At 44.2% G+C, this 26,863-nt stretch carries 23 protein-coding genes; 14 read left to right on the forward strand and 9 right to left on the reverse strand.

What is annotated here, in order from left to right; genetic code table 11:
- Positions 1-10: 10 nt before the first annotated feature.
- The 5 genes from SDE_RS00800 to SDE_RS00820 are packed head-to-tail and all read right to left on the reverse strand — an operon-like array spanning position 11 to position 5,500.
- Positions 11-1,462, reverse strand: coding sequence for a lipopolysaccharide biosynthesis protein (locus SDE_RS00800; RefSeq protein WP_011466643.1), 1,452 nt, complete (start codon positions 1,460-1,462; stop codon positions 11-13).
- Between the two features lie 26 nt (positions 1,463-1,488).
- A complete protein-coding gene (locus SDE_RS00805) occupies positions 1,489-2,505 on the reverse strand; it encodes a polysaccharide deacetylase family protein (protein WP_011466644.1) in 1,017 nt (338 codons plus the stop codon).
- A gap of 16 nt (positions 2,506-2,521) precedes the next feature.
- Positions 2,522-3,748 carry a glycosyltransferase gene (locus SDE_RS00810; RefSeq protein ID WP_143710816.1) on the reverse strand — a complete coding sequence of 409 codons (1,227 nt, stop codon included), beginning with the start codon at positions 3,746-3,748 and terminating at the stop codon, positions 2,522-2,524.
- A gap of 27 nt (positions 3,749-3,775) precedes the next feature.
- Entirely contained in the window at positions 3,776-4,324 is a 549-nt protein-coding gene (locus SDE_RS00815) for an acyltransferase (protein ID WP_011466646.1), read from the reverse strand.
- A 27-nt stretch (positions 4,325-4,351) separates the two neighbouring features.
- Positions 4,352-5,500, reverse strand: a complete 1,149-nt coding sequence (locus SDE_RS00820) for a GNAT family N-acetyltransferase (RefSeq protein ID WP_158303837.1) — start codon at positions 5,498-5,500, stop codon at positions 4,352-4,354.
- A 347-nt stretch (positions 5,501-5,847) separates the two neighbouring features.
- Here SDE_RS00820 and SDE_RS00825 point away from each other — a divergent pair, with 347 nt between their 5' ends.
- The 14 genes from SDE_RS00825 (at position 5,848) to SDE_RS00890 (ending at position 23,123) form a co-directional block, all read left to right on the forward strand.
- Positions 5,848-6,987 carry a glycosyltransferase family 2 protein gene (locus SDE_RS00825; protein ID WP_011466648.1) on the forward strand — a complete coding sequence of 380 codons (1,140 nt, stop codon included), beginning with the start codon at positions 5,848-5,850 and terminating at the stop codon, positions 6,985-6,987.
- Positions 6,987-8,114: a DegT/DnrJ/EryC1/StrS family aminotransferase gene (locus SDE_RS00830; protein ID WP_011466649.1), complete on the forward strand. Its 1,128-nt coding sequence runs from the start codon at positions 6,987-6,989 to the stop codon at positions 8,112-8,114. The genes SDE_RS00825 and SDE_RS00830 overlap by 1 nt, the downstream gene beginning before the upstream one ends.
- Before the next feature lie 60 nt (positions 8,115-8,174).
- On the forward strand, positions 8,175-9,008 hold the full coding sequence (locus tag SDE_RS21025) for a class I SAM-dependent methyltransferase (RefSeq protein ID WP_011466650.1): 834 nt from the start codon (positions 8,175-8,177) through the stop codon (positions 9,006-9,008).
- Between the two features lie 15 nt (positions 9,009-9,023).
- Positions 9,024-10,145: a PrpF domain-containing protein gene (locus SDE_RS00840; protein ID WP_011466651.1), complete on the forward strand. Its 1,122-nt coding sequence runs from the start codon at positions 9,024-9,026 to the stop codon at positions 10,143-10,145.
- Positions 10,142-11,392 carry an ATP-grasp domain-containing protein gene (locus tag SDE_RS00845; RefSeq protein WP_011466652.1) on the forward strand — a complete coding sequence of 417 codons (1,251 nt, stop codon included), beginning with the start codon at positions 10,142-10,144 and terminating at the stop codon, positions 11,390-11,392. The genes SDE_RS00840 and SDE_RS00845 overlap by 4 nt, the downstream gene beginning before the upstream one ends.
- Positions 11,393-11,781: 389 nt before the next feature.
- Positions 11,782-12,021 (forward strand): acyl carrier protein, encoded by a 240-nt coding sequence (locus tag SDE_RS00850; protein ID WP_011466653.1) that lies wholly within the window; start codon positions 11,782-11,784, stop codon positions 12,019-12,021.
- A gap of 12 nt (positions 12,022-12,033) precedes the next feature.
- Positions 12,034-13,221, forward strand: coding sequence for an acyl-CoA dehydrogenase family protein (locus tag SDE_RS00855; protein WP_011466654.1), 1,188 nt, complete (start codon positions 12,034-12,036; stop codon positions 13,219-13,221).
- A complete protein-coding gene (locus SDE_RS00860; RefSeq protein WP_011466655.1) occupies positions 13,221-14,156 on the forward strand; it encodes an amino acid--[acyl-carrier-protein] ligase in 936 nt (311 codons plus the stop codon). Before SDE_RS00855 ends, SDE_RS00860 begins: the two co-directional genes overlap by 1 nt.
- Positions 14,147-15,115: a DUF1839 family protein gene (locus tag SDE_RS00865; protein ID WP_011466656.1), complete on the forward strand. Its 969-nt coding sequence runs from the start codon at positions 14,147-14,149 to the stop codon at positions 15,113-15,115. Before SDE_RS00860 ends, SDE_RS00865 begins: the two co-directional genes overlap by 10 nt.
- A gap of 90 nt (positions 15,116-15,205) precedes the next feature.
- On the forward strand, positions 15,206-17,671 hold the full coding sequence (locus tag SDE_RS00870) for a glycoside hydrolase family 2 protein (protein ID WP_011466657.1): 2,466 nt from the start codon (positions 15,206-15,208) through the stop codon (positions 17,669-17,671).
- On the forward strand, positions 17,668-19,461 hold the full coding sequence (locus SDE_RS00875; RefSeq protein ID WP_011466658.1) for an alpha/beta fold hydrolase: 1,794 nt from the start codon (positions 17,668-17,670) through the stop codon (positions 19,459-19,461). Before SDE_RS00870 ends, SDE_RS00875 begins: the two co-directional genes overlap by 4 nt.
- On the forward strand, positions 19,458-19,697 hold the full coding sequence (locus SDE_RS00880) for an acyl carrier protein (RefSeq protein ID WP_011466659.1): 240 nt from the start codon (positions 19,458-19,460) through the stop codon (positions 19,695-19,697). The genes SDE_RS00875 and SDE_RS00880 overlap by 4 nt, the downstream gene beginning before the upstream one ends.
- Positions 19,697-21,346, forward strand: coding sequence for an HAD-IIIC family phosphatase (locus SDE_RS00885; RefSeq protein ID WP_011466660.1), 1,650 nt, complete (start codon positions 19,697-19,699; stop codon positions 21,344-21,346). The genes SDE_RS00880 and SDE_RS00885 overlap by 1 nt, the downstream gene beginning before the upstream one ends.
- Positions 21,347-21,365: 19 nt before the next feature.
- Positions 21,366-23,123 carry an alpha/beta fold hydrolase gene (locus tag SDE_RS00890; RefSeq protein ID WP_011466661.1) on the forward strand — a complete coding sequence of 586 codons (1,758 nt, stop codon included), beginning with the start codon at positions 21,366-21,368 and terminating at the stop codon, positions 23,121-23,123.
- A 13-nt stretch (positions 23,124-23,136) separates the two neighbouring features.
- On the opposite strand, the gene SDE_RS00895 is transcribed toward SDE_RS00890, so the two are convergent.
- From SDE_RS00895 to SDE_RS00910, 4 genes are all read right to left on the reverse strand, one after another.
- Positions 23,137-24,213 carry an acyltransferase family protein gene (locus SDE_RS00895; protein WP_011466662.1) on the reverse strand — a complete coding sequence of 359 codons (1,077 nt, stop codon included), beginning with the start codon at positions 24,211-24,213 and terminating at the stop codon, positions 23,137-23,139.
- A gap of 54 nt (positions 24,214-24,267) precedes the next feature.
- Positions 24,268-25,077, reverse strand: coding sequence for a sulfotransferase family protein (locus SDE_RS00900; RefSeq protein ID WP_011466663.1), 810 nt, complete (start codon positions 25,075-25,077; stop codon positions 24,268-24,270).
- Positions 25,078-25,210: 133 nt separating this feature from the next.
- Complete coding sequence (locus SDE_RS00905; RefSeq protein ID WP_011466664.1) at positions 25,211-25,993, reverse strand: class I SAM-dependent methyltransferase; 783 nt, start codon at positions 25,991-25,993, stop codon at positions 25,211-25,213.
- 49 nt (positions 25,994-26,042) lie between these two features.
- A complete protein-coding gene (locus SDE_RS00910; RefSeq protein WP_011466665.1) occupies positions 26,043-26,825 on the reverse strand; it encodes a class I SAM-dependent methyltransferase in 783 nt (260 codons plus the stop codon).
- Positions 26,826-26,863: the final 38 nt, after the last annotated feature.

A 26,863-nucleotide genomic window follows, 5' to 3' on the forward strand; every position in this document is an offset into this window, starting at 1 on the left:
AATATGGGTCCTACGGTGTTGAGGTATGAGGACGCTTTTGGACAAATTGTTTTAATTTTTTAAAATCGTTTGGTGCAACTACGCAGTAAGCCACTAAATACGTAGCACCGCCTACTGCCATTTTAATAAACATGGTGGTCAGGCTAATTTCTAAAGTGAGTGATTTAACCGCTAAGTGTACTGCGCCAACCATTGCCGCGCTGGCTATAAGCGAGGGGTAAACCGAGCCCAAGAATTCTAAAAGGGTTATGTTTAATGTTTTGCGCATATCTAATATTAAAGGCACGTATACACAGGGGTAGGCTATTAACCACGCTATAAGCATGCCTATTAGGCCATACTCAACGCCTATGCGCAGTGCGACAATAAGCGCAATGGCGGTAATAATTTGAAATTTAAGCGACGCGTTAATATTACCCATGCCTGCGAGTACTTTAGGTACAAGTTGGCCGCTAATGCGAAAGATGTTTAATAGGCAAAATAGTTGTAGCGGTACTACGGCGGGTAGCCATTTTTCGCCAATAAGCAGGGTGATCATTTCTTCTGCAATTATTGCTATACCAATAAACATTGGGCAGGTAATCATAAACAAGTAGCGGTGCATTAATAAAAATATTTTGCTAGCTTGTTCCTTGTCGTCTTTCATGCGCGAAATGGATGGGAAGGCAACCTTGTCGAATATCTCGCCTATTTTGCTCATGGGTAAGCCCGCAAGGGTGTAGGCCATTTGCAAAATTCCTGTGCTTGTTTGACCCAGAAAACTACTGGAATATATTTGGCCTATTTGATGGTTGGCATAAGCTGTTAGGTTACTACCTAACATTTTGGCGCTGTAACCAAAAACATCTAAAATATCTTTTATTTTAATCCAGCCTTTAAAATTTACTTTGCAAGCGCAAAGGTAAACTACAGTAATAAATGCCTGAGAAATGAGTGTGGCTAAAATTAGGGACCAAAACCCCATGCCTATAAGCGCGAGTGTTAATGTACTTATAATTAGTACAAAATTTGCGCCCATATTGGTAAGTGCTGTGTAGCGAAAATTAAGGTCGCGCATTATCATCGCGCCGGGCACTATAGCTATAGAAGAGATGATTACTACTGTACCTGCAACGCGAAGTACGTAGGCTAATTCAGGTAGGTTGTACCAGTTGGCAACAGGGGCGCTAATAGCAAATAACAATAGGTAAAGCCCTGCCCCAGATAGCAGCGATAAATAAAATACTGAGCGCACTTCGCCGGTGGTGATAGCATTGCGGTTAACTACCCCAGAAGATAGCCCCATACCGGCAAGCATTTGGCAAAGGCCTGTGAAAATACCAGAGATAGCAACTATGCCGTAGTCGTCTGGGCTAAGCAGTCTCGCTACCCAGATTGTGGATACCCAAGACATAATTTGCACAATAGCTTTGGTGCTGGCTTCCCAGGCAAATCCACTTAATACGCTTTTTTTGTAATCCACAGGTTAACTCTTTGGCTGGTGTCGGTTTAATTACCGCGTAATTTGTCTTTGGCGCGCTCTAGCCAGGTGGCATATTGCTTAAAATCTAACATGTCGGCTGGGTACCCGTACCGTTTAAGCGCGGTAATGGTGTCTTGTTTGCCGGCTTCTACAAAACCTGGGTCTGCGGCGTAGGCGCTAGTCAGTTCACTGTTACCTACAATTGCCATTTCTCGTTCGCCAAAATCTTGGCCGTAGCGCCCTACGGTATAGCAAAATACTGGGGAAGCCTCTGGTATTTTCGCTTTTAATTCAACCCAAGACTGATTGATTTGCCATTGAGCATCTTGCTCGGTTTCATTCGCAATAATGGGGTGCGTAACAGAGTGTGGGCCTACTTTTAGCCCAAGCTTAATTAGTTTATTTGCGTCATCCCAGCTCATAGCTTTGTACTTAGCCGGCGCTTTTTGAGGAATTGGTGTGCCTACTAGTTCTGCCCAGCTTGCTAAGGTAGCTAGTATGTCTTGTTCGCAGCATTTCTTTAGAGCTGCTATGAGTGTGTTGAATAGGTCACTTCTAAAATTAGGTGTTTGGGGGTTAATTGAATATTTTTGCGCGAGTAATGCAAGCTTCTCAACCGGTGTTTCGTCAAAAAGGTATTCAACTTTAGAGTCCCACATCCAGCATTGGTCATCAAGAAAGCGCGTAGTTAGAAAGTACGTTGCGGGGCAGTCATATTCTGCAAAAATAGGTGCAGAAACAGCTGCTTGATCCCAAAAACCATCGTCGAGTGTAAAGCAAACGCTGCGTTTAGGTATAGGGCGCCCTTCTATAAGGTAGTTTGATAGCTGCTCTGCGCTTAGTAGGTTAAATTTATTTTTTCGAAGGTACTCGAGGGTATTTTTTAGTAAGGCCGGGTCGTGGCCGTGTATGCCTTGGTCGTCGACGGCAAAGCGATGCAGCATAAACACAGAGCAAAATGGGTTAGCCAATTTAAAACCAATGTTGTTGGCTAATTTACTGGTTAAAGTGTTTATTAATAGCGTTTTTAATGCATTCGCCATACCCCTTCTCCTTAGGTTAGTATCCCAAATGACGCCTGAATGTTGTTAGCAGTTGTTCGGTGAGCGTTGACCAATCAAAATTCTTAGTTGCGTACCTTCTGCCTTCATCACCAATACGGTGCGCTTCGCTCGCGTCGTGTCTAAGTGTGTTTAATGCTTGCGTAAACTGTTCGGCCGTATCAGCTAGTACTATCGATTCGCCATTAACCGCATTCACACCGGCATTCGCTATTGTTGTAGAAATAACTGGCTTAGAAGCAAACATGGCTTCAATAACTTTGTTTTGTAAACCCGCTCCGCTAAACAGCGGGCACACAAATAGTTTAATAGATTTATAGTAGGACCAAATGTTATCTACCGAGCCGGTAACAACAACATTTTTATGTTTGGCTGCTTCATCGTAAACGCTTTGTTCAGGGCTGCGGCCAACAATATAAAAGTAGCAGCTAGGATTTTTTTCTACGTAGTCTGGCCACACGTTGTCTAAAAACCATTTTACGGCTTTAACGTTTGGCCTGTAGGCCATATCGCCAACAAACCCTATGCTGTCGCTGTGCAGGTCTACAAGGGGGGCATCGTGTAATTCGCTGTGCTCAATGCCATTGGGTAGAACAATTATTTTGTCTGCATCCCCTTTAGAAAAGCTCGCATCCACTTTAGAGATATAACAGGCTTTATCTGCTCTGTTTATTAGATCTCGCTCCCAAGCTTTGTATTTAATAAATTCATACTTCTTGGACAGCAAAACGCTATCTCCGGCTTGGTAGCGTCGGTAAAAATGTAGCGGTAGTGAGTCTACTTCATCCCAAACGACCATTTTTGCCTTTTTTGCTTTTGGTAGTTGATCGTACAGCTCAAAAATAGAACTTGTTACGGCGAGTACTACATCGAAGTCTGAAAAGTTTTCGCTTGTATTAAAGTAATCGCAAGCGGTTTTATAATTGTATGAAATTTGTGAAAGCGGTTTGCCAAAAGGTAAAAGTGCACTAACTCGTGCGAGTATTTTTTGGGTGATAGATGGGGTTTTAATGGGGTAGCTATCGGCCGCGGTTGTTTTAATACCCGCTGCTTGTAACGCATCTATATCGTCTTGGTTCCACGTTTTTTCTATGTGTGGAAATATACGTAGCGATACCTCGTTGTCGGTTTCGCTAAGTGATTTTGCCAATGCATAGTAGCGTAGGGTTAAACCGTTCTTTCTGGCGGGAAAGGGGGTAACACCCATCAAAATACAAATTTTCAAAAAAATCTCCGTACGCTCAGTGGTAGATTAATCGATGTAGCCGGTTGTGCCGGTTGCACTTTTTACTAGTTCTGCGCGCTTTTGGTCGTCTAAGTTGTAAATGTGGTAGTCTTGACCAAATATAGTCTTATTGTTTTCGCTTACGTCAGCTTTTACTTTTTCTAAGTAACTTTCTAAGGTGGTAATAATACGTGCCGGGTTGCCTGCGGCTATTACCCCATCGGGTATGTCTTTGGTTACTACAGAGCCCGAACCAATAATAGTATTTTTACCAACAGTTACGCCGGGCATTATTATTGCGGAATGGCCGATAAAAGAATTTTCTTTTACATGAACTTTGCCAAGTTTTGTGTAATTTAAAAATTCTTTTGTGCTGGCGTCGTGGGCGAGAAAAGTAACGTTTGGTGCGATAGTAACGTTATCGTCTATTTGTATAAGGTAGCAGTGGGCGGCGTCCCAAAAGCACTGGTCTACAATGTGAACATTGTTTCCAAGTTTTAAACCCTTAGCCACTAGGCCTTCTATATATTTTTGACGCTTGCGGCGGCGCAACCAGCTTACCAATTTACCAATCATATTTTTACCCAATGAGTGAGTACGAATCTATTTTTTAAGAAGAAGACGCAGTTTTCTAACAATTTCTACTAGCGTGTCTTCGAGTAAAAAAGGTGCGTTGCTTTTTCTTAAGCACAGCCAATCTAGTATGTCTATTTTGGAAGACAATGAAACTTTGTAATCTTCCCCGCCGGCTAGGTAGTAATATTCTTGAATACCTAGCTGGTGACAGAGTTTCATGCATGCGTGATGGCAAACGAAACCAGGCTTAAGGCGATTATCGTCTTCATATAAAAAACCGCATTGGATGTTATATGCGCGGTCTTTTATAACTAAATTAAATAGGTAGCCTATTACGGTGTCCCCCACAATATATTTGGTAAGCTGGATTTGACCAAGAGCCAGCCACTGGCTAATCATTGTGCGGTTAAATTTAGTCCAAACAGGGTTTGCAAATGCGCCCGAATCACCTTTGTCATTCCAGTGTGCGGTATGCAAGTTGGCCATTTCGTTCCAAAAGCTTTCAACGTCATTTAGGTCGGTAACAGTGTGTACATTAAGTTGCCCATACATCTGTTCGTATAGCTGAGTTGCTTTTCTTACTTGTCGGCGTCTGTTTGAGCTAATGTTAAGCTTTTCGACATCTTCCCATTTTGAATCTTTAGCGAGCAAAGCTATTGGAGATGTATCTTCTCGTTCGCTAAAAAAAAGTAATGCATTTTCATTTGCGGCAGCTTTTATAAATGGTGTTTGCGTAGGGTCAATCTTATTGATTTTTATTTCGTCCCACACAAGTTCATTTTTTAATGCCGCTAAAGTTGCATTCCACACTGCAGGGTAATCGCTTTGTGCAGCTAAAATACCGTTGTATTCAATGACCATGTCATTTGGTGTTTCGGGCACTTCGTTAAAAAAGAGAATTTTGCGTTTAAATATGCCGCGGCGTTTAACTGTAAGAATATGAGCGATAGCCAAACCCACAATGGAGTCGGAATTTTTTACAGTTATAAGAATTGGGTTGTGATGTTGGGATACTACTTCAAACCAAGGTGCTATCCAGCATTCATTTAAAAATGCGTGGCCTGGAGTGTTTGCACACAGCTGGGACCAGTGATTTTTTACGAGTTCAAAGCTGGGGCTTTGGGTAAGCTCAACTTGCATAGTCGCTGTATCCCTTGCTGAAACTGGCTGCAACACGTTGTTTCTCTGATGATGTTGGTGCTAGAGCACGCCTTTTAGGTGGCGTATTCTAAAGAATGGATGCTATCAAAAACTCTTTTTCCGTGAGGGCTTTTGAGAGGCTGCAAGTGTATAGCCAAGCCGTGGAGTTGTCGAGCTAAGGGGCAGATAAAAGACCTTGTTTTCTAATGCTAACCTGTTGCGCAGTTTGGTGTACAATCTTCGCTATTTGATGGCCGCAACATTTTATAAGTGCTGTGCGTTTAAAATTTTAGATGTGTTGTAAGAGTGTAATACTTTTATGCCAAGGGACTATTGCGGTTACGGTTGTGTTGCGCCGACGTCTCATACTTTAGGGAGTGTTTATGTTGGTACTTTTGTTTTGGTTTTTAGCCTTTTTGTCCCTCTATAGCTATTTTATTTACCCCCTTATTCTCAAGTTGTTAGCTGCGCGTAAAAGTGTAGCGAGTGGAGACTCGGTTGATACGAGCGGTTTGATGCTGTCGTTAGTTATTACCGCATATAACGAAAAAGATCGTATACGCCGTAAATTAGAGAATGCGTTGGCGCTAGATTACGATAAAAGCAAGCTCGAGATAATTATCGCCTCTGACAGTTCGGATGATGGCACGGACGACATTGTGCGTGAATACGCTGATCGCGGCGTGCGCTTGGTGCGGGCCGAGGAGCGGTTGGGGAAAGAGAATGCCCAGTTAACGGCCATTAAGGCTGTAAAAGGCGATATTATTGTTTTCTCCGATGTGGCTACAGAGATGGAGCCCGATGCCCTGCATAAGTTGGTGCGTTATTTCGCGGATGCGAGTGTTGGAGCTGTGTCGAGTGAAGATAGGTTTATTTCGCAAGATGGCAGCGTTGCCGGCGAAGGTGCGTATGTGAAATACGAAATGTGGCTGCGCAAGCAAGAATCCAAACTGGCTGGTTTAGTTGGTTTAAGTGGTTCATTTTTTGCCGCCCGCAAAGAAGTGTGTGAAGAGTGGGATATTCATTCCCCCAGCGACTTCAATACAGCGCTTAACTCGGTGCGATTGGGGTTGCGAGCGGTAACTGCGCCAGATGTTCTAGGTTTTTACCAGGATCTAAAAGACCCAAGCAAAGAGTACATGCGTAAAATACGCACTGTCATTCGCGGAATGACGGCTCTTTCTCGCCACCCAGATGTTCTAAACCCCGCAGAAATTGGTGTGTACGCTTTGCAGGTGTTTAGCCACAAGTTAATGCGCTGGTTGGTGCCGTGGTTCCTTTTGGCTCTTTTTATTGTGACTGCAATGGTTTCTGGTAGTGGAGCTATATATAGCTTGGCGTTGTTTGCGCAGTTATTGTTCTACGGAATTGCTATTGCTGCGCACTACAGTGTGAAGCTGCAAGACTACGGCCCTATTAAGATTATCTACTTTTTTACGCAGGTTAACGTGGCTCTATTTGACGCTGCTTGTCGCTTTCTTTCGGGCACGCGCATGACAACCTGGAAGCCTTCGGCGCGCTAATGTTTAAAGATATACCTCCTGTAGGAGGCAAAACCAGTTGGGATACGACGTGCCCCCCGCCAGTATTCGAAGGGTATGAAGCACTTTTTGTAGATAGTGGTACATCTGCGTTGGCGTTGGCGTTGTTGGCGGCACGTATACAGCACGGGGGGGAGTGCCCCGAGGTTTTACTTCCTGCTTATGGCTGCCCAGATTTGGTTGCCGCCACAATGTTTGCTGGCTGTAAGCCGGTGATAATTGATATTGCCGCGCCAGACGACCCCGCATTGTGCTTAGAGCAACTTAAAGCCGCCTTAAACCCTAATACAGCTGCTGTAGTGGCTGTAAATTTTTTGGGCGTGCGTGAACGCTTGCTGGCTATTAAAAAGTTGTTACCAGTGCAAACTCTCTTGGTTGAAGATAATGCCCAGTGGTACCCAGAGTTATCAGAAGGTGTGATTTTGCACGGGCACCTAACGGTTAATTCCTTTGGTCGGGGTAAGCCTGCAAGCATACTTGGTGGCGGTATGCTTTTAATGGAAGCCGGTCTCGCGGGGCGGGTGCGCGATAATTTGCTGGCGCTGCTCGGTGAAGCCAGCAGTGGCGGCGGTATTAAGCGTAAGCTCATTACTAAGGTGTACAACTTACTGCTTAACCCTTACTTGTATTTTTGGCTCAATCGAAACCCTTTATTGAGTGTGGGTGCAACGCATTACGATAAGCTTGAGCAGGTAAGTGCTATGCCAGCATGTGACTTAGCACGAGTTGGCGCTAATATTGAATGCTATTTATCGCAAAGCAGGCGAGTGGAGGAGGCGTTAGATGTGGTTGTGCGCTCTAATGCCAGCTTGAGCTCGCCTGGTTTAGATGTTGCAACGCGTAGAGGGCGTTTGCTGCGTTATCCGCTAATTGCTAGCTCTGCGGCAAGGCGTGACGAATTAGTGGAAAAAATGCGGGCTTTTGGGCTAACAAAAATGTACCAGCGCGCCCTACCATTTATTGATGGTGTGGCACACGATGTGAGTGTGTTTGACGATGTGCCAAACGCAAGGGCTTTTGCACAGCGATTTTTAACCCTTCCAGTGCATTCTGGTGTGAACGCTCAAGCATTAAAGTTGATCTCGCAAGAATTAAATAAGTCGCTCTGAGCTGCCGTATAGAGCGCTTGCCTTATCAATGGAATGGTTATGAATATGGATGGATGGTAAATGGCTTCCAGTGAACAAGTTAAAGAAATGTTTTCGGCATCGCGCGGGGCAAGCCAGTGGGATGACATGTATAAAGGCAAGCCGAGTACGTTCGAGCAGCATATTTTTACTACGCGTCGGAACTACGCCCTAGATTTTGTGGCGAATAACTTTGATAGGCAATCGAGTATTTTAGATCTTGGGTGTGGTGCGGGGCCGTTTGTGAGTGAGTTGCTTCGCCATGGGTACCAGTGTGTAGCTACAGATTACTCCGCAGATATTCTCGCCAACGCGGTAAAAAGAATTGAGTCCATACCGTGCGATCGCACTCCGTTGGCACAAAGTGATTGCCAGTTTATTCCTTTTGCTTCGCAAGCTTTCGATGCCGTTGTATGCCTTGGGGTAATTAGTTACGTGCCAGATAGGTCGAAAGCGCTGGGTGAAATGTCACGTATATTAGCACCTGATGGGCAGCTGCTAATTACCTTTCGAAACTACTATAACCCTGTAGTGTTTGAGCCGTTGAATTGGCTTAAAGGCTTATTTGGTAAGGTTATCCCCAGCATACACGCTGAGCATACGGGCGAATTTGTACCCGGCGCGTTTTTAAAGCCTCAAGCTATTAAATGCTTGCTAGAGCAAGCTGGCTTGGAAGTGGTGGAGCAGTACGGTATTGGTAGGGGGCCCTTGAAAGTGGCTGGCCGCACTGTGTTTCCAGAAAAAGTTTCAATTGCACTGGATGCATTTTTTCAGCGTTGCTTGCGTTGGTTTGGGCTTTCTAGCTGCATTCTTGGTGCAGATGTTGTGCTGTATAGATGTAAAAAGCAATTAAATAGCTCGCGCAACGGCAATTAAAAAGGATTTAACAACATGGCTGCAATACCTTGCGTAATTATGAGAGGGGGCACCTCAAAAGGGGTGTATATCAACGAAGCCCACCTTCCTGCAGAAGCCGAAGCTCGCGACACCTTATTGTGCAACTTGTTTGGTAGTAGCGACCCTCGTCAAATAGACGGAATAGGCGGGGGCGATCCGTTGACAAGCAAGGTGGCCATTCTTGCTGCGCCAAGCCACCCAGATGCCGATGTAGATTACATATCGGGCGAAGTACGCTTACGCCGCCACGAAGTTAACTACGGCATTATGTGCGGCAACTTAGCCGCGGGTGTTGGTCCTGCCGCTGTGCAAATGGGGTTAGTTGACCCGCAAAAGTGCTCTCATTCGGTAAAAGTTTTTAATCGAAATTCCGGCTCAGTTATCGATGCGCATTACCTGCAGCCATTGGATAGTGAGTTGGGAACCTGTTTTTCCGCCAAGCTTATTTTTAATAATCCTATCGGCAACCACACGGGTTGTTTACTGCCCACCGGTAATCCTGTTGATATGGTTAGTATTCGTGGCATAACGGTGAAGTATTCGGTGGTGGATGCCGGCGCTGTTTACGCTTTTGTTAGTGCCAATGAGCTCGATTTGAAAGGCTGCGAAACACCAGCTGAAATAGATGCGATGGTATTGGTAAGAGAGTGGGTGGAACTATTTAGGCAGCATGTGGCGGAGACTATTAATTGTTTGCAGGTAGCTTCCAAGCAGGTGAATGTTGGGCAGATAAAAATAGCGCTTGTTTCGGCTTCTGCAAATGATTCCCTAAAGCAAACTAACATTGTTGGCCGCATTATTAACCCTGCCAAAACCCACAAGGCTTATGCCGTATCGGGTGCAATAGCCACATGTGTGGCAGCTTTCACCTCAAAAACTATAGTGCAGAACATGAGCAGTGGCGTATTTGGCCTTGGGGCGGGCTTTAAAATTGGCCACCCTGAGGGAGTGCTAGAGGTGGGTTTACAACATGATGAAACTGAGCAGGGCGCTGTTATTCGCGCTGCGGAGATCTATCGAACCTCGCGATTGCTAATGGTTGGGCAAGCTTTTACCCCGCTTCAAGACAGCATGTTGACTTCTGTTGGAACACGTAAAATAGAAAACATATTATGAGTTTAGCTACTGCTTTTATAATTACGCACGAATCTGATCGCACTCGCACAGCGCAAGATAAATCGATGAGCATTATTGCGCTAACTCTCACGCGCGCCTTGGGGCGGCAGGGCATTCGTGTGGTGCGCATACACCCGAATATGTTTGAGCATAGCCTAACTTCACGCTATTGCAGTGCTATTGAAATATGCCCAGATATGTACGAATCAGAAGAGGCGCTGAATCAGTTTTTGTGTGAGCTCGGAAGCCGCTACCCAGGTGAGAAAATTCTGATACCCGCATCAGATGACTGCTCTATGTACATTGCGCAGCATGAGGCTGTATTGCAGTCGCATTTTGTTTTGCTCAATCCCACTGCTGCTGCCATGTCTCGTATGAAAAATAAAAAGCTTCAATACGAGTTGGCGCAAGCTGCGGGAGTGCCCATACCAGAAACATACTTCCCCTCTACCGAAGAAGATATCGTAGCTTTGGCAGAATCGGCGCACAATTACCCTTATGTAATTAAGCCATTAGAAGCGCAAAAATGGCGACTGGATGAGTTTAAGGATGTGGCTAATGGGCAGAAAGCGATCAAAGTGTATGATAAGGAGCAATTGCTAGCGGAGTTTCGGCGTATTGCTCCGTTCGATAATCAGCTTATGGTGCAAGAGATTATCTCTGGCGAAGATACCAACCTCTATACGTTTCTGGCCTATTGTTCCCACGACAAAAAGCCATTGGCTTACTGTATTCGTAGTAAGTTGCGTCAAAGCCCTATTAAGTTTGGCTACTGCTGTGCAACCATTTCTTGCCACAACGATGTTGTAGAGCGGCAAGCAAAGCAAATGCTGCAAATTGCAGATTACACCGGCATAGTAGGCATAGAGTTTAAATTAGACCCCAAGACTCAAGAATACAAACTTATAGAAATTAATACTCGGCCAGTAAACACTACTGGCATTTCTATTGGTTGTGGAGTGAACTTACCTCTAATTGCATATAACGATGCCGCGGGTATACCGCAGGACGCAGTCACAGATTGGGAAGATGGTGTGACTTGGGTATGGTTATACCACGATTTCTGGGTAGTAAAAGAGATGAAGTCGCTGGGCTTTATTACCTACGGCGAGTGGATTAAATCCATAAGAGGCAAGCGCGTACATGCCATATTTGCAGCGGATGATTTAAAGCCGGTTTGGAATTTCTACTACAAGTCTGTAGCCGCTCTATTTGGCAACAAGCTAAGCAGGTTATTTGCTTCTTAGCTGGGGGCTAAGTATTCTCAATATCTAAAAATTAACGACTATAATAATGAATAAATAATCGTTTTTTAGTGTCATGCAATGTGTTTGGACATGTTGGCGTCATAGTTGCTAGTAGCATAAGGCGCTTTTAAACAAGCCACCGTCAAAGCTAATTTAACTCTAAAATGCCTGTATCTTCAGCGTATTGATCGAATCTTATTCTAGTTCAGAGAATTATTTTTACTGATACTGACGGTTTTGTTTACACCTTTGCTTTATTTATGCATACCTAAATAAAGGCTTTTGGCGCCCTTTGTTATTCATTACACTATGTTGTAATAGGCGCCTGCGCGTATTTTTAATTGAATCACTCTTTCGTTAGATTAATTAAGATTTCGGACAATAAAAGCATGTACCAAGACAAACTTCGTGAACTACTAAGCAAGCATGGCAAACTTTCTGTAGATGCTCACGGGCTAGAAACAGAAAGCGACCTATACGAAGCAGGCTTAACGTCCCTCACGACAGTTAACCTAATGTTGGCTATAGAAGACGAGTTTGATGTTGAGTTTTCAGATAGCATGCTTTCACGTAAAACATTCCAAAGCATTGGTGCTTTGTGTGATGCCTTGGAAGAACTTTTGGATTAATAGGGAACAACTATGAGCGATAGCCGTCAGGGAAGCCGCTTCCGCACTTATACCGAAATTGTCGAATTGGTAGAAACACTCGGCAAAGGCGTTGTAGAACAGCACGCGAGCGATGTGGATGATAAAGCTCGCTTCCCCGAAGAAGCCTTTGCTGCATTTAAAGAGGCGCGGCTGTTAAGCGCTATGGTTCCCCAAAGCTTGGGGGGCGACGGGTTAAACATTAAGCAGCTGTGCAAGCTGTGTGAAATACTGGGGCAATACTGCGCGTCTACCGCAATGGTGTACGCCATGCACCAAATTCAAGTGGCGTGCTTGGTTAATCACGCGCTCACCTCCTCTTACTTCCAGCAGTACTTAGCAGACCTTGTAGAGCATCAATACTTGCTTGCCTCGGCCACAACCGAGTTGGGTATAGGTGGCGACCTGCGCTCTAGTATTTGCGGTTTAGAGCTTGAGGGCGATAACTTTAAACTTGTTAAACAAGCACCGGTTATATCCTATGCGCTAAATGCCGATGCCATTCTTGTAACGTGTCGCGCAAATACCGATGCTGCCGCTAGCGATCAAGTACATGTTTTAGTTAAAACCAAAAAGTGCGAGTTTGAACAAATAGCCGGTTGGGATACCTTAGGGTTTCGCGGCACGTGTAGCTCGGGCTATACGCTCACCGCTGCGGGGCATGTAGAGCAGGTTATACCCGCGCCTTTCGCCACTATTCTTTCTAAATCTATGCATCCGGTGTCGCATGTGCTGTGGGGTTCATTGTGGACAGGGCTAGCTGCAAGCGCTGTTAAAAAAGCGCGCCAAGCGGTGCGTCATGCTTACCGCAAAAACCCAGATATGCCGCCCGTTACCTCGCTGCGGTTATCGGAAGTGGATGAGTTGCTATTTAGTATGCGCGGCGGCTTATACCAGTCTATTGAAGAATACCAAGGCCTGTTAGATGGTGATTGCGATGATGCCTTTACCAACTTCGGTTTTTCTATTCGCACCAATAACGTAAAACTGCGTTGCTCAGAAATGGTTGTGGATATTGTTGGTAAAGCGCTCATGATAGTGGGCATTATGGGGTACAAAAACGATTCCCCCGTTAGCCTTAGCCGCCATATTCGCGATGCCTACGGCGCGGCGTTAATGGTTAATAACGATCGCATTCGCGGTCACAACGCGACTATGCAAATTGCCATGAGGGATAGCTAATGTGTATTTCAGATCAGCCCATTACAGAAGCCTACCTCGCTTACCAAAAAGAGCTAGTAGATGCAGGGTTACTTATTCCCTCTGGTGTAAAAGGCGTATACGGCCGCAGTGGTTTATTTGAAAAAGTGGTCGATCAATTTGAGGCTTTCGCGACACGCATGGGGGCCGATGCCAATGCCGAGGTGATGCGTTTCCCTCCCATTTTTGGCCGTCACACCTACATGCAAACCGACCACGTAGAAACCATGCCCGACTTAATGGGGTCGGTAAATTCGTTTTGTGGCAACGAAAAAGAACATCGTGCACTTATTGCAAAAATCGAAGAAAAAGACGAAAACTGGTGTAAAGATTTAACCCCCACCGATGTAATGTTAGTGCCGGCGGCGTGTTACCCGCTGTACCCAACCGCATCGGGTTCGGTTTTACCTGAGGGCGGGCGCACAGTTGATTTAAAAACATTTGTGTTTCGTCACGAGCCTTCGGACGACCCAGCGCGTATGCAAATATTTAGGCAGCGCGAATATGTGCGTTTAGGCACGCCAGAGCAAGCTTTGCAGCATCGCAACCACTGGTTGCAAACTGCCGAAGGTATGCACAAAGAGTTGGGCCTAGAGGTAGAAGTGGTTGTTGCTAACGATCCATTTTTTGGTCGCGGTGGCCGCGTAATGAAAGCAACCCAGCGCGAACAAGAATTAAAATTTGAAATTGTTACGCCAATTTGTAGCGAAGAAAAGCCCACTGCTATTACATCCTGCAATTGCCATCTAGATCACTTTGGTCATTCGTTTAATATTAAAACAGCCGATGGTGAGCCAGCACATACATCGTGTATTGGCTTTGGGTTAGAGCGCATAGCTTTAGCGTTATTTAAAACCCACGGTTTAGACCCGTCGCGTTGGCCAGAAAAAGTGCGAAAAACACTGCAATGGACATAAAACCAATAATCGATCTCAACCCAAGTACCTACGCACGTCATGCTATACACGGCGAAGAGCGTATATGGGCAGAAACAAATTGCTATGTAGATGTGTTGGTTGAGCTTATCCACTCGCTGGGTTACGACCCTGTGGCAGGGTTGGCGTTTACGTTAAGTGTCGATTTTGAAGAAGACCAGTGGACGTTTTTTAAATATCCGCCAGGCGATTTACTCGAGCTTTACGGTTTAGATATTCAAGAGCTTAACCCATGGAAAAACCTCGTTGAGCATGTAGCCAATCAGGTGCACGCAGCAAAACCAGTGTTGGTTGAGCTAGATTCGTACTTCCTGCCAGATACCGCAGGCTCTGCTTACAAGCAAGAGCATGTAAAAAGTACAGTCGCGGTTAACGCCATTGATATTAATAAAAAGTTTATGGGGTATTTTCACGGTCAAGGTTACTACGAACTTAACGGTGACGATTTCGATAATATATTTCAGCTAAATGGCTTAGTGCACGAGCGCATGTTGCCGCCGTATATAGAGCTTGTTAAAACGCGCGGGCAAGATCAAAGTAAATTATTTGAAAAATCCCTCGTTACTTTTGAGCGCCATATTCAATTAATGCCAGAGTTGAACCCCTTTGAAAAATTTAAATTGCAATTCGAGCAAGACCTAAAATGGTTGCTCAATGCCGAGCTAGAAGCTTTTCATAAATACTCTTTTGCCAGCTTACGGCAGTACGGCGCGTGTTTTGAATTATCGCTTACTTATTTGCAGTGGCTGCAACAGCATGGCAAAAATGGTTTAGACGATGCTGCCATAACGGCTTGTCGCAGTATTTCCGAAACCGCTAAAGCATTTCAGTTTCAGTTGGCTCGCTCAATAATGCGCAAAAAGCCGCTTAATTTAGAGCCGCTAGAAAACATGGCTTCACAATGGTTGATATTAAAATCTACCTTGCGAAATACAATTTAGTAAACCAAAAGGGCGCCTATCTTCGGGCGGGTTAAATATTCTAGCCCTGCTTGTTGAAGAGTGTAATCCCCTAACTTTAAGCAAGCTAAAATGGTTGTGAATACAGACATTACACAATGGTCGCTTACTAAAACTAATGCGAATGGCGCCCAAACCCCCGCTGATATTATTCCCCTTCAGCAATGGCTTGCTGTACCAGTGCCTGGAACCGTGGCGCAAGCTGTGGGCGATGCTGGCCCGCAAGAAGACCTTGAGCAATTTGATTGGTGGTACACCGCTCAATTTCCACTGCCCAAAACAGGTAAGCGCACTTATTTGCAGTGCGACGGTTTGGCAACCCTAAGCGAAGTGTGGGTTAACGACCAGCAGGTTTTATACTCGCAATCGATGTTTGAAAACCACAAGCTCGACATTACCGATTACCTGCAAGCCGACAATACACTGGCCATAGTGTTTAAAGCGCTCGCACCACATTTGGCCGAGCGTCGTGCAAGACCGCAATGGAAAACCAACCTAGTTGATAACCAAAACTTGCGCTGGTTTCGCACTAGCTTATTAGGGCGTATGCCGGGCTGGACACCACCCGTAAAAGCGATAGGCCCGTGGCGAGATATTAGTATTGTTAGTGTGGCTAAATTTGATTTAGTGGAGTGCACTGTGTTTAGCGAAGTGGATGAGGCGCTAAATGGCAAGGTACATATAAACTTAGAATTAGATTTTATCGATGCTAAATTGGCAGCCGACCCACAAATACAATTTTTATTAGACGGCAAAATCTACCCCATAACCGCAAAACCTATTAAAGGTGGCGGCGCATTTATAGATACCGAAATAGCTATTGAGCAACCGCAATTATGGTGGCCCCATACCCACGGCGAGCCCTACCTACACGCTTACAAAATTACCGCCATTATAGATGGTGAAGTAACAACCTTAACCGAAGGTAAGTTGGGCTTTAAGCGCGTAACTGCTGCTAATCAAACAAATCAATTGGCGCTTGAAGTAAACAACAACAAAATATTTTGTCGCGGCGCCTGTTGGGCTACTCCAAATATAACTAGTTTAAATGCATCTAAGCAGGAGTATCGCCATCTATTAAAACTATTAGTAGATGCAGGTGCAAACATGGTTCGCATTGGCGGTACCATGGTGTACGAACACGACGATTTTTATGCCTTGTGCGATGAGCTAGGTATATTGGTTTGGCAAGATTTTATGTTTGCCAATATGGATTACCCCTTTGCAGATGAAGATTTTAGTAAGCTTGTTGCAAAAGAAGTGCGCCAACAAATTACGCGCTTAAAACAAACAGCCTCTATTGCAGTATTTTGCGGCAACAGTGAAATGCAGCAGCAAGCGGCCATGATGGGTATGGAGCAGACACAATGGGCGAACGCACTGTTTGATACTTTTATAACGCAAAAATTAGAAGAGCAGCAGTTAACGCTTCCTTATTTTACTTCTAGCCCCTGCGAAGGTGGTTTGCCTTTCCATACCGACGCCGGTTTAACGCATTACTATGGTGTGGGCGCCTATAAACTTATGCCCGACCATTTTACTGTGCGCGAAGTTGGTTTTACTTCCGAGTGCTTAGGGTTTTCGCATATACCGGTAACAGCTTCTTTAAAGCAAGCTTTTGAATCACCATACCCCGCCACCCATACACCCAGCTGGAAGGCCGGCATACCTAGGGATAACAGCGCGGGTTGGGATTTCGAAGATATTCGCAACTTTTATTTAGAAAAAATATTTGGCGTAGTTGCCGATACTCTTCGCTATAGCGACCCAGAAACCTATTTTAAACTTGCCACCATTGCTACTGCAGAAATGGTAAGTAGCGTGTACAGCATATGGCGCGCGAGTATATCAAATTGCAATGGTGCGCTGGCTTGGTTTTATCAAGATATTGTTGCGGGTGCAGGCTGGGGAATAGTTGATAGTTTTGCGCGGCCAAAAGCAGCGTATTACTTTTTAAAACGAGTATGGCAGCCGCAGCAGGTATTGCTTATAAACAACAGCTTGAATGGCTATACGCTAGAAGTGCAAAATGAAACAGCGCATACACTTCAAGCGCAGCTCAATATTGTATTGGTTGGCTTAAGCGATAATATTGTTGCAGAGCATACGCAAGAAATTACGCTCGCAGCGAATAGCGTTGGCACACACAAGCTAGATACCGTTTTTGGCCGTTTTATGGATGCCACCCATGCCTATAAGTTTGGCCGCCAAACTATTTATGCTGTAGTAGCCGAGCTGCGAAACGAAAGCGGCGAACTTATTAGTCAGGCGGTATCGTTCCCGGGTTGTAGGCGCATCAACACCGGCGCCGGTGAAATAACGGGTAGCATTACTAGCGATAGCGATAATGAATCAGTGGTAACGTTAACGCCCAGCGTTTTTGTTGAGTACGCGTGTTTAGAATCAAAAACCACACAATTCAGTGATAACTACACCTGCATGTTGCCAGGTAAGACGTATAGCTTTAAAGCGTGTGAACAAATCAAAAGCGTACATGTATCTACTCTTAACCTACAAAAAGAATTTAGAGTGACATGAGCGCGCTAACGCTATATAAAAAAATGCACTGGCTGAGCGAATCTCAACACGCTAGCTTTGCTGTTACCTATGCGACCAATCTTGAAAATACTACTCAGTACCCACCAAATACTACGGGTGTAATTATTATTCCGCCGTTCGGGCACGAATATAATCACTCGCACCGAGCGCTTGCTTACCTAAGCGAACAACTTAGTATTGCTAATAACTGCCCAGTGTTAAAGCTGGAGCTAAACGGTATGGGTAACGCTAGTTCAACAATTATTTGCGGCGATGAGGAGGTTGTTGGCAAAGCTTGGGTAGAAGCACTCAATGCAGCGCTACTTACCCTGCAGCAAGAGCATAATGTTACCCAAGTACAACTTGTGGGTTATCGAACAGGTGCTTTAGTTGCTGCCTACCTAGCAAAAGCGAACGAGCGAGTAAAAGGGTTGATACTGTGGAACGCTTATTTAACTGGTGCGCCCTTTTTTCGCGATATGGAAATGTTACAGTCGATGCAGGCGGGCTTTGTGCCTGCCAGCAATTTATTTGATGCCGGCGGTAACTGCTTCGATACGCAAAGCAAAGCGTTTATTGAATGTTTAAATTTAAAGTTAGCAAACTGTAATCACCTAGAATCGATAGCGTTTATACAACCAAAAGAATTGCCTCTATCCAAGCGGCTGGTAAAACAACTGCAAGAGCAGGGCTTGAACGTAGCAGTAGAGCAATATCTCGGTAATAGAGATTTTCAAAAGCCCGCGCTAGAAAACAAAGTGCCGTACGGGGCTATTGCAGCCATATTGCGGGTATTTAAGCCCGCTGCTGCGGAGTTAGCTCGCGAGCAATACCGAATAGTGCTGGTGCCAAGCCAGCCGCCAACAAATACGCTAAATAACGAACATGAGCAAATTGTTGTATGCGCCAAGGCGGGTATGACAGGCGTGCTTACCCGCAACCAAGATTCTGATACAAAAAATCTGTTGGTATTAATTAACGGCGGCGCAGCGCATCACGTTGGGCCAGCGAGATTGCACGTTAATGTGGCGCGCGCACTTGCTAAGCAAGGGTTTAATATTTTACGCATCGATCTTAGTCATTTAGGGGAAGGGGCTAACCTTACCAACCAACTAAATGAAGGTATTAATCCTTTTCCTAAAGGGTATGCCGGCGACATAAAAGTTTTATTAGATTACATGCAAGCTGAGTTTGGCTATTCGAAATTTGCATTAGGTGGCTTGTGTTCTGCCGGTCACAACAGTTTTAACTATATGCGCAAATTTAACGACCCACGCGTGCGCTCGGTATTGCTAATAAACCCAATGCATTTGTATTGGCAGCAAGGTACACCTTATATGCGGTTTGATATGGGGGAGCTAAGTATTGGCGCTGCATTAAAAGCCTTTAAAATCCGTTCAAGCGATAGCCCTGAGAACGAAGACGATGCTCTGCCGATTAGAAGCGGCTGGTTTGGTAAGTGTAAGCGGTTGTTAGCGGCTGTGTGTTTACGCTTAAACTCCACGTTGAGTTTAGTAAAACGGTATACGAGTAGTTTACCGCAGGATATAGAAGCCCTTAATGCCGCTGGCGTGAATATGATAGTCATGGTTTCGCAAAACGAACCGGGCAGGGCACTTTTTAAAAATATGTTAGGCCTACACTACTGGTTATATTTGCTGAGCGGCAAGTTGCGCATGTATGTAATGGCAAAGTCAGATCACGCCTTTTCTACCCAGCAGAGTCAGCAAATGTTAATTGACCAGTTAAAGGCCATAAATACCAAGTTATTTTTTGGAGACGCTAAGTGAGCGAAGAAATAAAAGAAGTCGTGGCGGAAATATTTATAGAGGTGTTCGAATGGGATACCTTGCCGCCCGTTGAGAGCATAGACCAGTCCACTATTTCAAATTGGGATTCCATGAAACAGCTAAGCTTGGTAACAGCTATAGAAAGCGAATTTGAAATTGCCTTTAGTTTGGATACAGCCATAGCGATAACCAGCTTTAACAAAGCTGTAGAAGCGGTTGTGGCGCATTTAGCTTAATGAAATTTCTACAGGCAAAAAAAATACTCAGGGAAAGTAAAGCGAGTAACTCACTTGCCTGTGAAGTATTAACATCGGCACAGGTAGAAAACCTGTCTCCATTTTTAGAGGCCCACCTCGCGTTAAAAAATATTCGTGCGCAAGCGGCTTTTACGCCGTTCGGTACCTTAAGGCAGCGACTGCTTGTAGATGAGAAAAATGACACGGCATTGATAGCGTGTTTGTACCCCTGGGATTATTGCCCAGCGCTAGATTGGCGCCAATATCAAACCGGCACGTCGGTTACGCTGCCTGAGTTAGTCGAGCAGGTTTTAGCCTTCGATCGGTTGTTGGGTGAAAAGGCACACGCGGGCGTGTTTATCGATGCTCCGGTACCGCCTGTGCTTAATGCTAACGAAACACAAGTGCTTAGCAATTTAATTGCATCCTGCGCAGTTAAGCGCGGCTTTAAATATTTAAGCGAGCAAAGTTTTAGTTTAGCGGCCTACTTGGAGTTTGGTCGACCAATTTCAAACGCAATGGCACCGTATGTGGCCAGTGTTTTGTCGGAAGCGCTATTTAAAAATAACGTGATAGCAACCCCTAAAAAAGTGATTCTTACCGATTTAGATAACACTGCATGGTTAGGCGTAGTGGGTGAGGATGGCGTAGCAGGGGTGGCGTGCGCAGCATATGGCCCAGGTTTTGCTCACTATATTTATCAATGTTTTTTAAAACGCTGTGTAGGCAGTGGCGTATTGCTTGTTGCTGTTTCTAAAAACGATATTGATTTGGCCAAGGCACCGTTTGAACAAAAAGAGCTGCCGCTTAAGCTTACAGATTTTGTGGATTTTAAAGTGGGCTATGGTCATAAATCACAACTGATTCAGCAGGTGAGTGAAGAGTTAAATTTACCGCTAGACAGTTTTGTGTTTATTGATGATAACCCCATTGAATTGGCGGAGGTGGCGTCTGTGCTACCGGCAGTAACAAGTGTGCAGTTTCCGGCTGAGGTTGATGAGTTGCCGGCTGTGATAGAAACGTTACAGCTATATGTCAATTTAACACAAGGCTCTAAAGAAGATTCCGAACGTACAGAGCTTTATAAAATACGCGCACTAGCCGAGCAAGAGCGCAAACAAACGCCATCGCTGCACGAATATTTAGCTAGTTTAGAAATGGAGCTGCACATAAATACGCAGGCGCATGTCGATAACGCGAGAGCAATACAATTAATTAACAAAACCAACCAATTTAATTTAAATGGATTGCGTATTACCGAAGCAGAACTGTCGAAAATACTTACAGGTGGTGGCAGTTTATTTACTGCAACGCTAGTAGATAAGTTTGGTAATCACGGCGAAATACTTGCTTGTGTGGTAGATGCAGAAGGTAAACTGTTGCGCTGGGTTATGTCGTGCCGAGTGCTGCAGAGAAACGTCGAATATTACTTTCTTTACTGGCTTTTAAGTGAATCTGGTATTAGTCTAAAGGTTATAGAGTTTGTAAAAACAGATCGCAATGCACCGCTCGAGCAATTTCTTATTACTACTGGCCTTGTTCCGGCTGATAGTGGGCAGCAGGTTAACTCAACATTAGATTGTGAAGGGATTCGTAAGGCTTTATACAAAGCGACTAAAGGAATATTTAAGGCCGTACGAGTTAATTAAACGTTAATGAGATTGCAACATGTCTAAATCCGAAACTATATACAAGCGTAAAGCTGGTTGGGTAAACCAATCAGATGCTTCGTATCAGGCCGGTTTTAATAGCAAGCTCTTTGGCTGGCTGTACACTCCCGATAGCGCAATTATCCAATCCACTGGTTTTATCTTATGTGCGCCTGTAGGCCACGAATATATCCACACCCATCGCGCCTACCGTCACTTTGCCGAAATGCTTGCTATGCATGGCTTCCCTTGTTTGCGTTTCGATTATTCTGGGGTTGGGGATTCGGCAGAGTGCGCCGATGAAGATATATTTTGCCAATGGGTAGAAGATATAAACCAGCAAGCAAACTGGTTAAAAAATACTATTGGTGTAACACACATTGTATTTTTGGGGCTCGGCTTTGCGGCCAATATGGTGAGTATGGCAGCAGAGATACACGGCGAAAACTGCTCGATAATTTTATGGGAACCATACGAAACTGCGCGTAGTTTTAAAAGAAGGCTTGGTGCGCTTGCTGGCGTAAGCGAGTTTAAGCAAGAAACAGAAGCTGGCTATATAGAAAGTGCCGGTTACGCCTATTCTGAACAATCTTTAATTGGCTTAGAGAAATTTGATTTAAGCGCACGTAATCTCTCCAACATAAAAACCTGTGTAGTTGTTGAAGCGCATGATAATCGCGATAAGAATTCGCGCTGGCTTGGTAAGTTAGGGCTTGAAGATAAAGCCAAACGTATTTATCGGCCAGACTTCACCAAGATGTTAGATGAGCCGCATAAAACCAGTATTCCATTTGATGTTTTTGGTGAACTTATTGCGCTATTTAAAGTGGAAGCGAGTGTGCAAACCGCAGCTCCTCCTTCTTTACCTAAGCTAGAAACCACATTACATGCGACGCATTATATTGAAAATATATATAGAAGCGACGACAGGCTTTTTGGTGTGCTTACTACGCCTACCAATAGTGATACATTAAAGCCGTTAATTATTTTGACTAATGCTGGCTCGGCACATCATGTTGGCCCAAGCGAAATTTATGTTAAATTAGCACGCTACTTGGCTGAATATGGCTGGTGTACTCTGCGTTACGATTTGGGGAATTTAGGCGATAGCTGCACCGGTTGCCCAGAAAATGAGAATTTTCCTTACGCTGAATCCTCATTGAATGAATTAGAGGAAGTTATACAGCATTTTTCTGAAGATTTCCCATCATGCATTTTGGCCGGCTTGTGTAGCGGCGCCTATATTTCTTTTAGGGAAGGCTTAAAAGATAATTCGAATGTATCACGCGTGGTGTTAGTTAACCCACTTACATTTGAGTGGGTAGATGGAATGTCATTAGACGTACCTAGCCCCAAGATGCAAAGCAAAGAAGCGAGCTATTACTCTGCTGCACTTAAAGATAAGTCGCGATGGGGTAGGCTGCTTACAGGGCAAGTTAGTTATAAAAGTATTGCGGTTTTTGCTGTTAAATATACCTACCAGAAAATAAGCCATGTGTTACACGATTTTTGCTTGGCAATTGGGCTTGCTAAGCCAAATAAATTACAGGCAGAGCTATTGCATTACAGAAGTAATAATATTGCACTAAGGTTTGTATTTTCTGATTCCGACCCGGGCTTTAAAATGCTAACCGATGATGCCGGTTCGATAGCAGCACAAATGATTGCTCAGAAAAAAATAAAAATACATTTTGTAGAGAATGCAGATCACACCTTTTCTTATAAGAAGATGCAGTCAAATTTCTGTACTAAATTTTTAGCCGCATTAATAGATTGATACGGCCAAATATCTAGTGGAGTTTTTGCTTGTAAGCAAGTATGGGCTTTTCTACAAAATAATAAGATAGTGCAGCAATACAAACTGAAATTCCCGTGCCCACTATTAATATCAATAGCGGCGAAAATTCTGCCATTTCTCTTAACGCCCTGAATATTGGGTAGTGCCAAAGGTAAAGGCTGTAAGAAATACTGCCTAACCAAACCAATATTGGTAATTCTAATGCTTTTTTAATAATCGAAGGCCCTTCGTAACATGCATTTAATATGATGACACAGGTGCAAAGCTCTACTATCACTAAAATAAAGTAATAAAGTAATGGCGATTTGAAGCTAACTATTGTAGATAGGCCTAATATTATAAGTGACGCGGTAACTGCCAAGTAGCTAATTAATTTGCGGTTTGCGTGAATAAAGCCATCGAATGATGCTAAATAAACGGCAATGCCTAGGGCTGCGCCAATAAGTAAAGAGTCTATGCGCGTGTCGGTGCCATTATAAACTCGCATCCAATCTGCGCCTTGGGTTGTTAAGTAAATGCGCCAACCCCAAGCTAATATAGCTATTCCTATCGCTATTTTAATTAACGTGGATAACTGCACATTCCGTTTGGTAAGAAAATACAGTACGGGGGGCCATAGCAAATAAAACTGTTCTTCGATAGAAAGCGACCACGTGTTACCAAGCCATTCAGGGCGCCATATGCCAAATGCACGCGGCCAATTGGCGACATTGGCGAGCACAATAACAGAGTCAATTGCACTGCGAATTATTGCACCGCGATCAAAGGCGATTAAACTAAAGATAGTGAAACCAGTAATAACTAATAGTAATGCGGGCAGTAGCCGTAAACACCGTCTTAAATAAAAATTCTTGAGGTTTATACGCTTCTTGCCGAGGCACTCTTTAATTAATAGGTTGGTAATTAAAAATCCACTAAGCGTGAAAAAAACATCTACCCCTAGGTATCCGCCTATAAGCCAATCGTGGGGTGCGGCGTGAAATATAATTACCAGTAAAATGGCATAGCCGCGCAAACCGTTTAGCGCTGGGCTATAGGTTAGGTCGAACTTCGACTGTAATAATGTCATCTAATAAAAATCTTATGGGTAAATGGGCGGCTCGTCGCTTTTGGTGTAAGTTTTCTAATTCCTTAAGGGGAATATTAACCGGTATAATTTTTTGGGCATAAGCGACTTGGCAAGCTTTACAATGGGCTTGGGTATTTTATCGGCAATTATATCCGCGTAAATTCCCAGCTTACCTTTTAGCGAATTGTTATTTAAATTTTTATCGAAGTTCAAATCGGCTGCGGTAAGTTGCAAGCCAAATGTAGCGTTGATTTGCTCCGCAATAGAATCGGGCGTGGTGGTAAAATCACTATAGTTAACAGTTAAGCAGTTAATGCCTTTACTTTTAATTGTATTCTCAGCGAACTGAATGTGATCGGCAATTCTTTGATAGGTATCTTCTTTATCTGCTTTAGACAGGGTGCGCCACTTAACCCTAAGAAAGCTGTTATATATTTCTTTGGGGTCGCGTTTAATAAGCAATACTGCTGTGGTTTCGGGGTTGATGAGTTGCCACCAGTAGCCCACCGTGTAGCACAGTCTGGGGTCTTTCCATACCCAAGGTGATTTTTGGTTGTAGCTGCTTACAAACTCAGCGTGTGAATCTAGCGGTGCGAGTGTGTTAATTCTATCGGCTGATTCTTTAGAAATGGGCTCAAAATTCCATGTGTTGTCGCCATCGAAACCACATTGCTTAAAAACTTCGACGTTCTTGCGAATTAATGTTTCAGCCTCCCAATACCCGTTCGGGTTGTATTCGTCCGGTGCGCGCAGCTCTTTTTCGCTTTCCTCGGCAACTAAATAGCCTTGGTTCGCAAATATGGCCGCAGACATGCTTGTTCCTGAGCGCGGCATTCCTACAACAATGGCATTTTTTGGGGGCATGGGTGAAATACCTAAATTATCGAAGTTGAGTAGTAGAGCAAGAACCTTGTTTAACCGTAAGCGTTTAAGGATGCATTGTTCTGGGTGGTAAGATTAACATATATTGCCTATTAGAGTGTTTAACTGAGGTGGCTTAAGTTTTTGTGCATAAATAATATAACCATGAATCGGTAGAAGCCTCGGCACTTTCGCGAGAGGTAAATGGTTTACCTGTAGTTAATGAGTAAATATTTTTGACACTAAACATGCCGTCAAATTGACGTATTTGTTCCTGCACGGACACATAGTAAGTTTGTAGCCCAAAATTAAACGCCCCGTCGTTAAGCATTATTTTTGCTGATTTACTAGCTTGCTGAAGTGTTGTGCGTTTGTTGTGTATAAAGTTTAATTTGAACCATTGCGCCAACCCTCGCGCTGTATTAATAGGGTTGCGTGATAGGTGTGTACGCAACGATAGCAGAGATGAAATGCAGTTTGTGTTGTGGCTCGAAAAAACAAAATAACCGCCCGGACGCAATACACGGTAGATGCTCGCTAAGGCGCGTAAGCGGTCTTGATGGTTTACATAGTCTATGCCGTTAAAACTAAATAGCACTAAGTCGAATGAATTATCTTCTAGGTTTTCTAGTGTTCTTGCATCCGCAATACTAAACGTTAAATTGCACGGCCAATTTTTGAAGCGTTGCTCGCAGGCCAAAATCATATTTTGATTTATATCTACGCCCGTATAAGCCTTACAGCGCCCTGCAAGGTGTAATGTTGTTCTTCCGCCTCCCACGCCTATATCTAATACTTTAAGTTGGGCGAGCTCTGCAATTAACTCACTTAATATAGACTCTTCCGGTGCTTGCAAGTGTGTTTCTTGAGCATAACCCTTAACTATCTCTGGGGTGTTATAAAAGCTATGATTTTCCACTTACGCTCCAGAGAGTTAGTGTTGATATGTTAGGTTTGCAGTTTCCGTCTTAATTGTTAAGGGGTTTTTCGTAAAGGTGAATAAAACGGTCTGTTAGATGCATGATGCCTTTTTTCCAGATGTCTTTGGTAAAGTCATCGTTGGGATTGCGCAGTACGTCTAATTCTTTTACAAGTACAAAGCCACGTTTTTCAAAATCCTGTTTGGCAAAGGCTTCGTCAATTCGGTGTAGGGTAGAGGCGTGCTCGTTACCAGTACCGTTTGCCGCAGCATGGTCTATAACTAACACTTTTCCACCTGGTTTTAAGCTTGCGTGGATTTGTTCAAAGAAGGCGTCTGGGTCTGCTTCAAAGTCTGGGTTGTTGGGGCGGGGTACATAAATATCGTGGTAGCCCAGTACGATAAAAATTACATCTGCATTTTCTGGCATGCCTAAAGCGTTCCAAGGGCCATCGATGCGGGTGACGTTTTTAAGTCGGTTGTTGGCGAGGCGTTCTGCTATTTGGTCTTTGGTAAAGTTTACAAATAGAGGGCTGTTAACCAGGTACACGTGGCCGTCTGCACCCACTACATGACTAAGAAGTTCTGTGTAGTAGCCTCCGCCGCCAAGTAAATCTATCACTTTGTCCCCAGGCTTTACGCCAGAGAACGCTAAAACCTCAACGGGCTTGCGCCGCTCGTCACGGGCCTTATCTGCGGCTGGGCGAAGCTCATTGTAATATACGGCCTTCTGATAAATATTCGCTTCAGCTTCTGGGGTATCTGGTTTGTCGCTACAACCGGTTAGAAAGCTGGCTATAAATAAAATGGAAGCTTTTAATTTAGTTCGCATAAAATTTCTCCATAAATAATTTGCCGTATATTCTGAAA

The organism is Saccharophagus degradans 2-40, assembly GCF_000013665.1.
Taxonomy (GTDB): Bacteria; Pseudomonadota; Gammaproteobacteria; order Pseudomonadales; family Cellvibrionaceae; genus Saccharophagus; species Saccharophagus degradans.

Coding starts and splice junctions, on each gene's coding strand:
- SDE_RS00805 (WP_011466644.1), bottom strand. CDS start 2,505: ATGGCGAATGCATTAAAAACGCTATTAATAAACACTTTAACCAGTAAA.
- SDE_RS00815 (WP_011466646.1), bottom strand. CDS start 4,324: ATGATTGGTAAATTGGTAAGCTGGTTGCGCCGCCGCAAGCGTCAAAAA.
- SDE_RS00825 (WP_011466648.1), top strand. CDS start 5,848: ATGTTGGTACTTTTGTTTTGGTTTTTAGCCTTTTTGTCCCTCTATAGC.
- SDE_RS00830 (WP_011466649.1), top strand. CDS start 6,987: ATGTTTAAAGATATACCTCCTGTAGGAGGCAAAACCAGTTGGGATACG.
- SDE_RS21025 (WP_011466650.1), top strand. CDS start 8,175: ATGGCTTCCAGTGAACAAGTTAAAGAAATGTTTTCGGCATCGCGCGGG.
- SDE_RS00840 (WP_011466651.1), top strand. CDS start 9,024: ATGGCTGCAATACCTTGCGTAATTATGAGAGGGGGCACCTCAAAAGGG.
- SDE_RS00845 (WP_011466652.1), top strand. CDS start 10,142: ATGAGTTTAGCTACTGCTTTTATAATTACGCACGAATCTGATCGCACT.
- SDE_RS00850 (WP_011466653.1), top strand. CDS start 11,782: ATGTACCAAGACAAACTTCGTGAACTACTAAGCAAGCATGGCAAACTT.
- SDE_RS00855 (WP_011466654.1), top strand. CDS start 12,034: ATGAGCGATAGCCGTCAGGGAAGCCGCTTCCGCACTTATACCGAAATT.
- SDE_RS00860 (WP_011466655.1), top strand. CDS start 13,221: ATGTGTATTTCAGATCAGCCCATTACAGAAGCCTACCTCGCTTACCAA.
- SDE_RS00865 (WP_011466656.1), top strand. CDS start 14,147: ATGGACATAAAACCAATAATCGATCTCAACCCAAGTACCTACGCACGT.
- SDE_RS00870 (WP_011466657.1), top strand. CDS start 15,206: ATGGTTGTGAATACAGACATTACACAATGGTCGCTTACTAAAACTAAT.
- SDE_RS00875 (WP_011466658.1), top strand. CDS start 17,668: ATGAGCGCGCTAACGCTATATAAAAAAATGCACTGGCTGAGCGAATCT.
- SDE_RS00885 (WP_011466660.1), top strand. CDS start 19,697: ATGAAATTTCTACAGGCAAAAAAAATACTCAGGGAAAGTAAAGCGAGT.
- SDE_RS00890 (WP_011466661.1), top strand. CDS start 21,366: ATGTCTAAATCCGAAACTATATACAAGCGTAAAGCTGGTTGGGTAAAC.
- SDE_RS00895 (WP_011466662.1), bottom strand. CDS start 24,213: ATGACATTATTACAGTCGAAGTTCGACCTAACCTATAGCCCAGCGCTA.
- SDE_RS00900 (WP_011466663.1), bottom strand. CDS start 25,077: ATGCCCCCAAAAAATGCCATTGTTGTAGGAATGCCGCGCTCAGGAACA.
- SDE_RS00910 (WP_011466665.1), bottom strand. CDS start 26,825: ATGCGAACTAAATTAAAAGCTTCCATTTTATTTATAGCCAGCTTTCTA.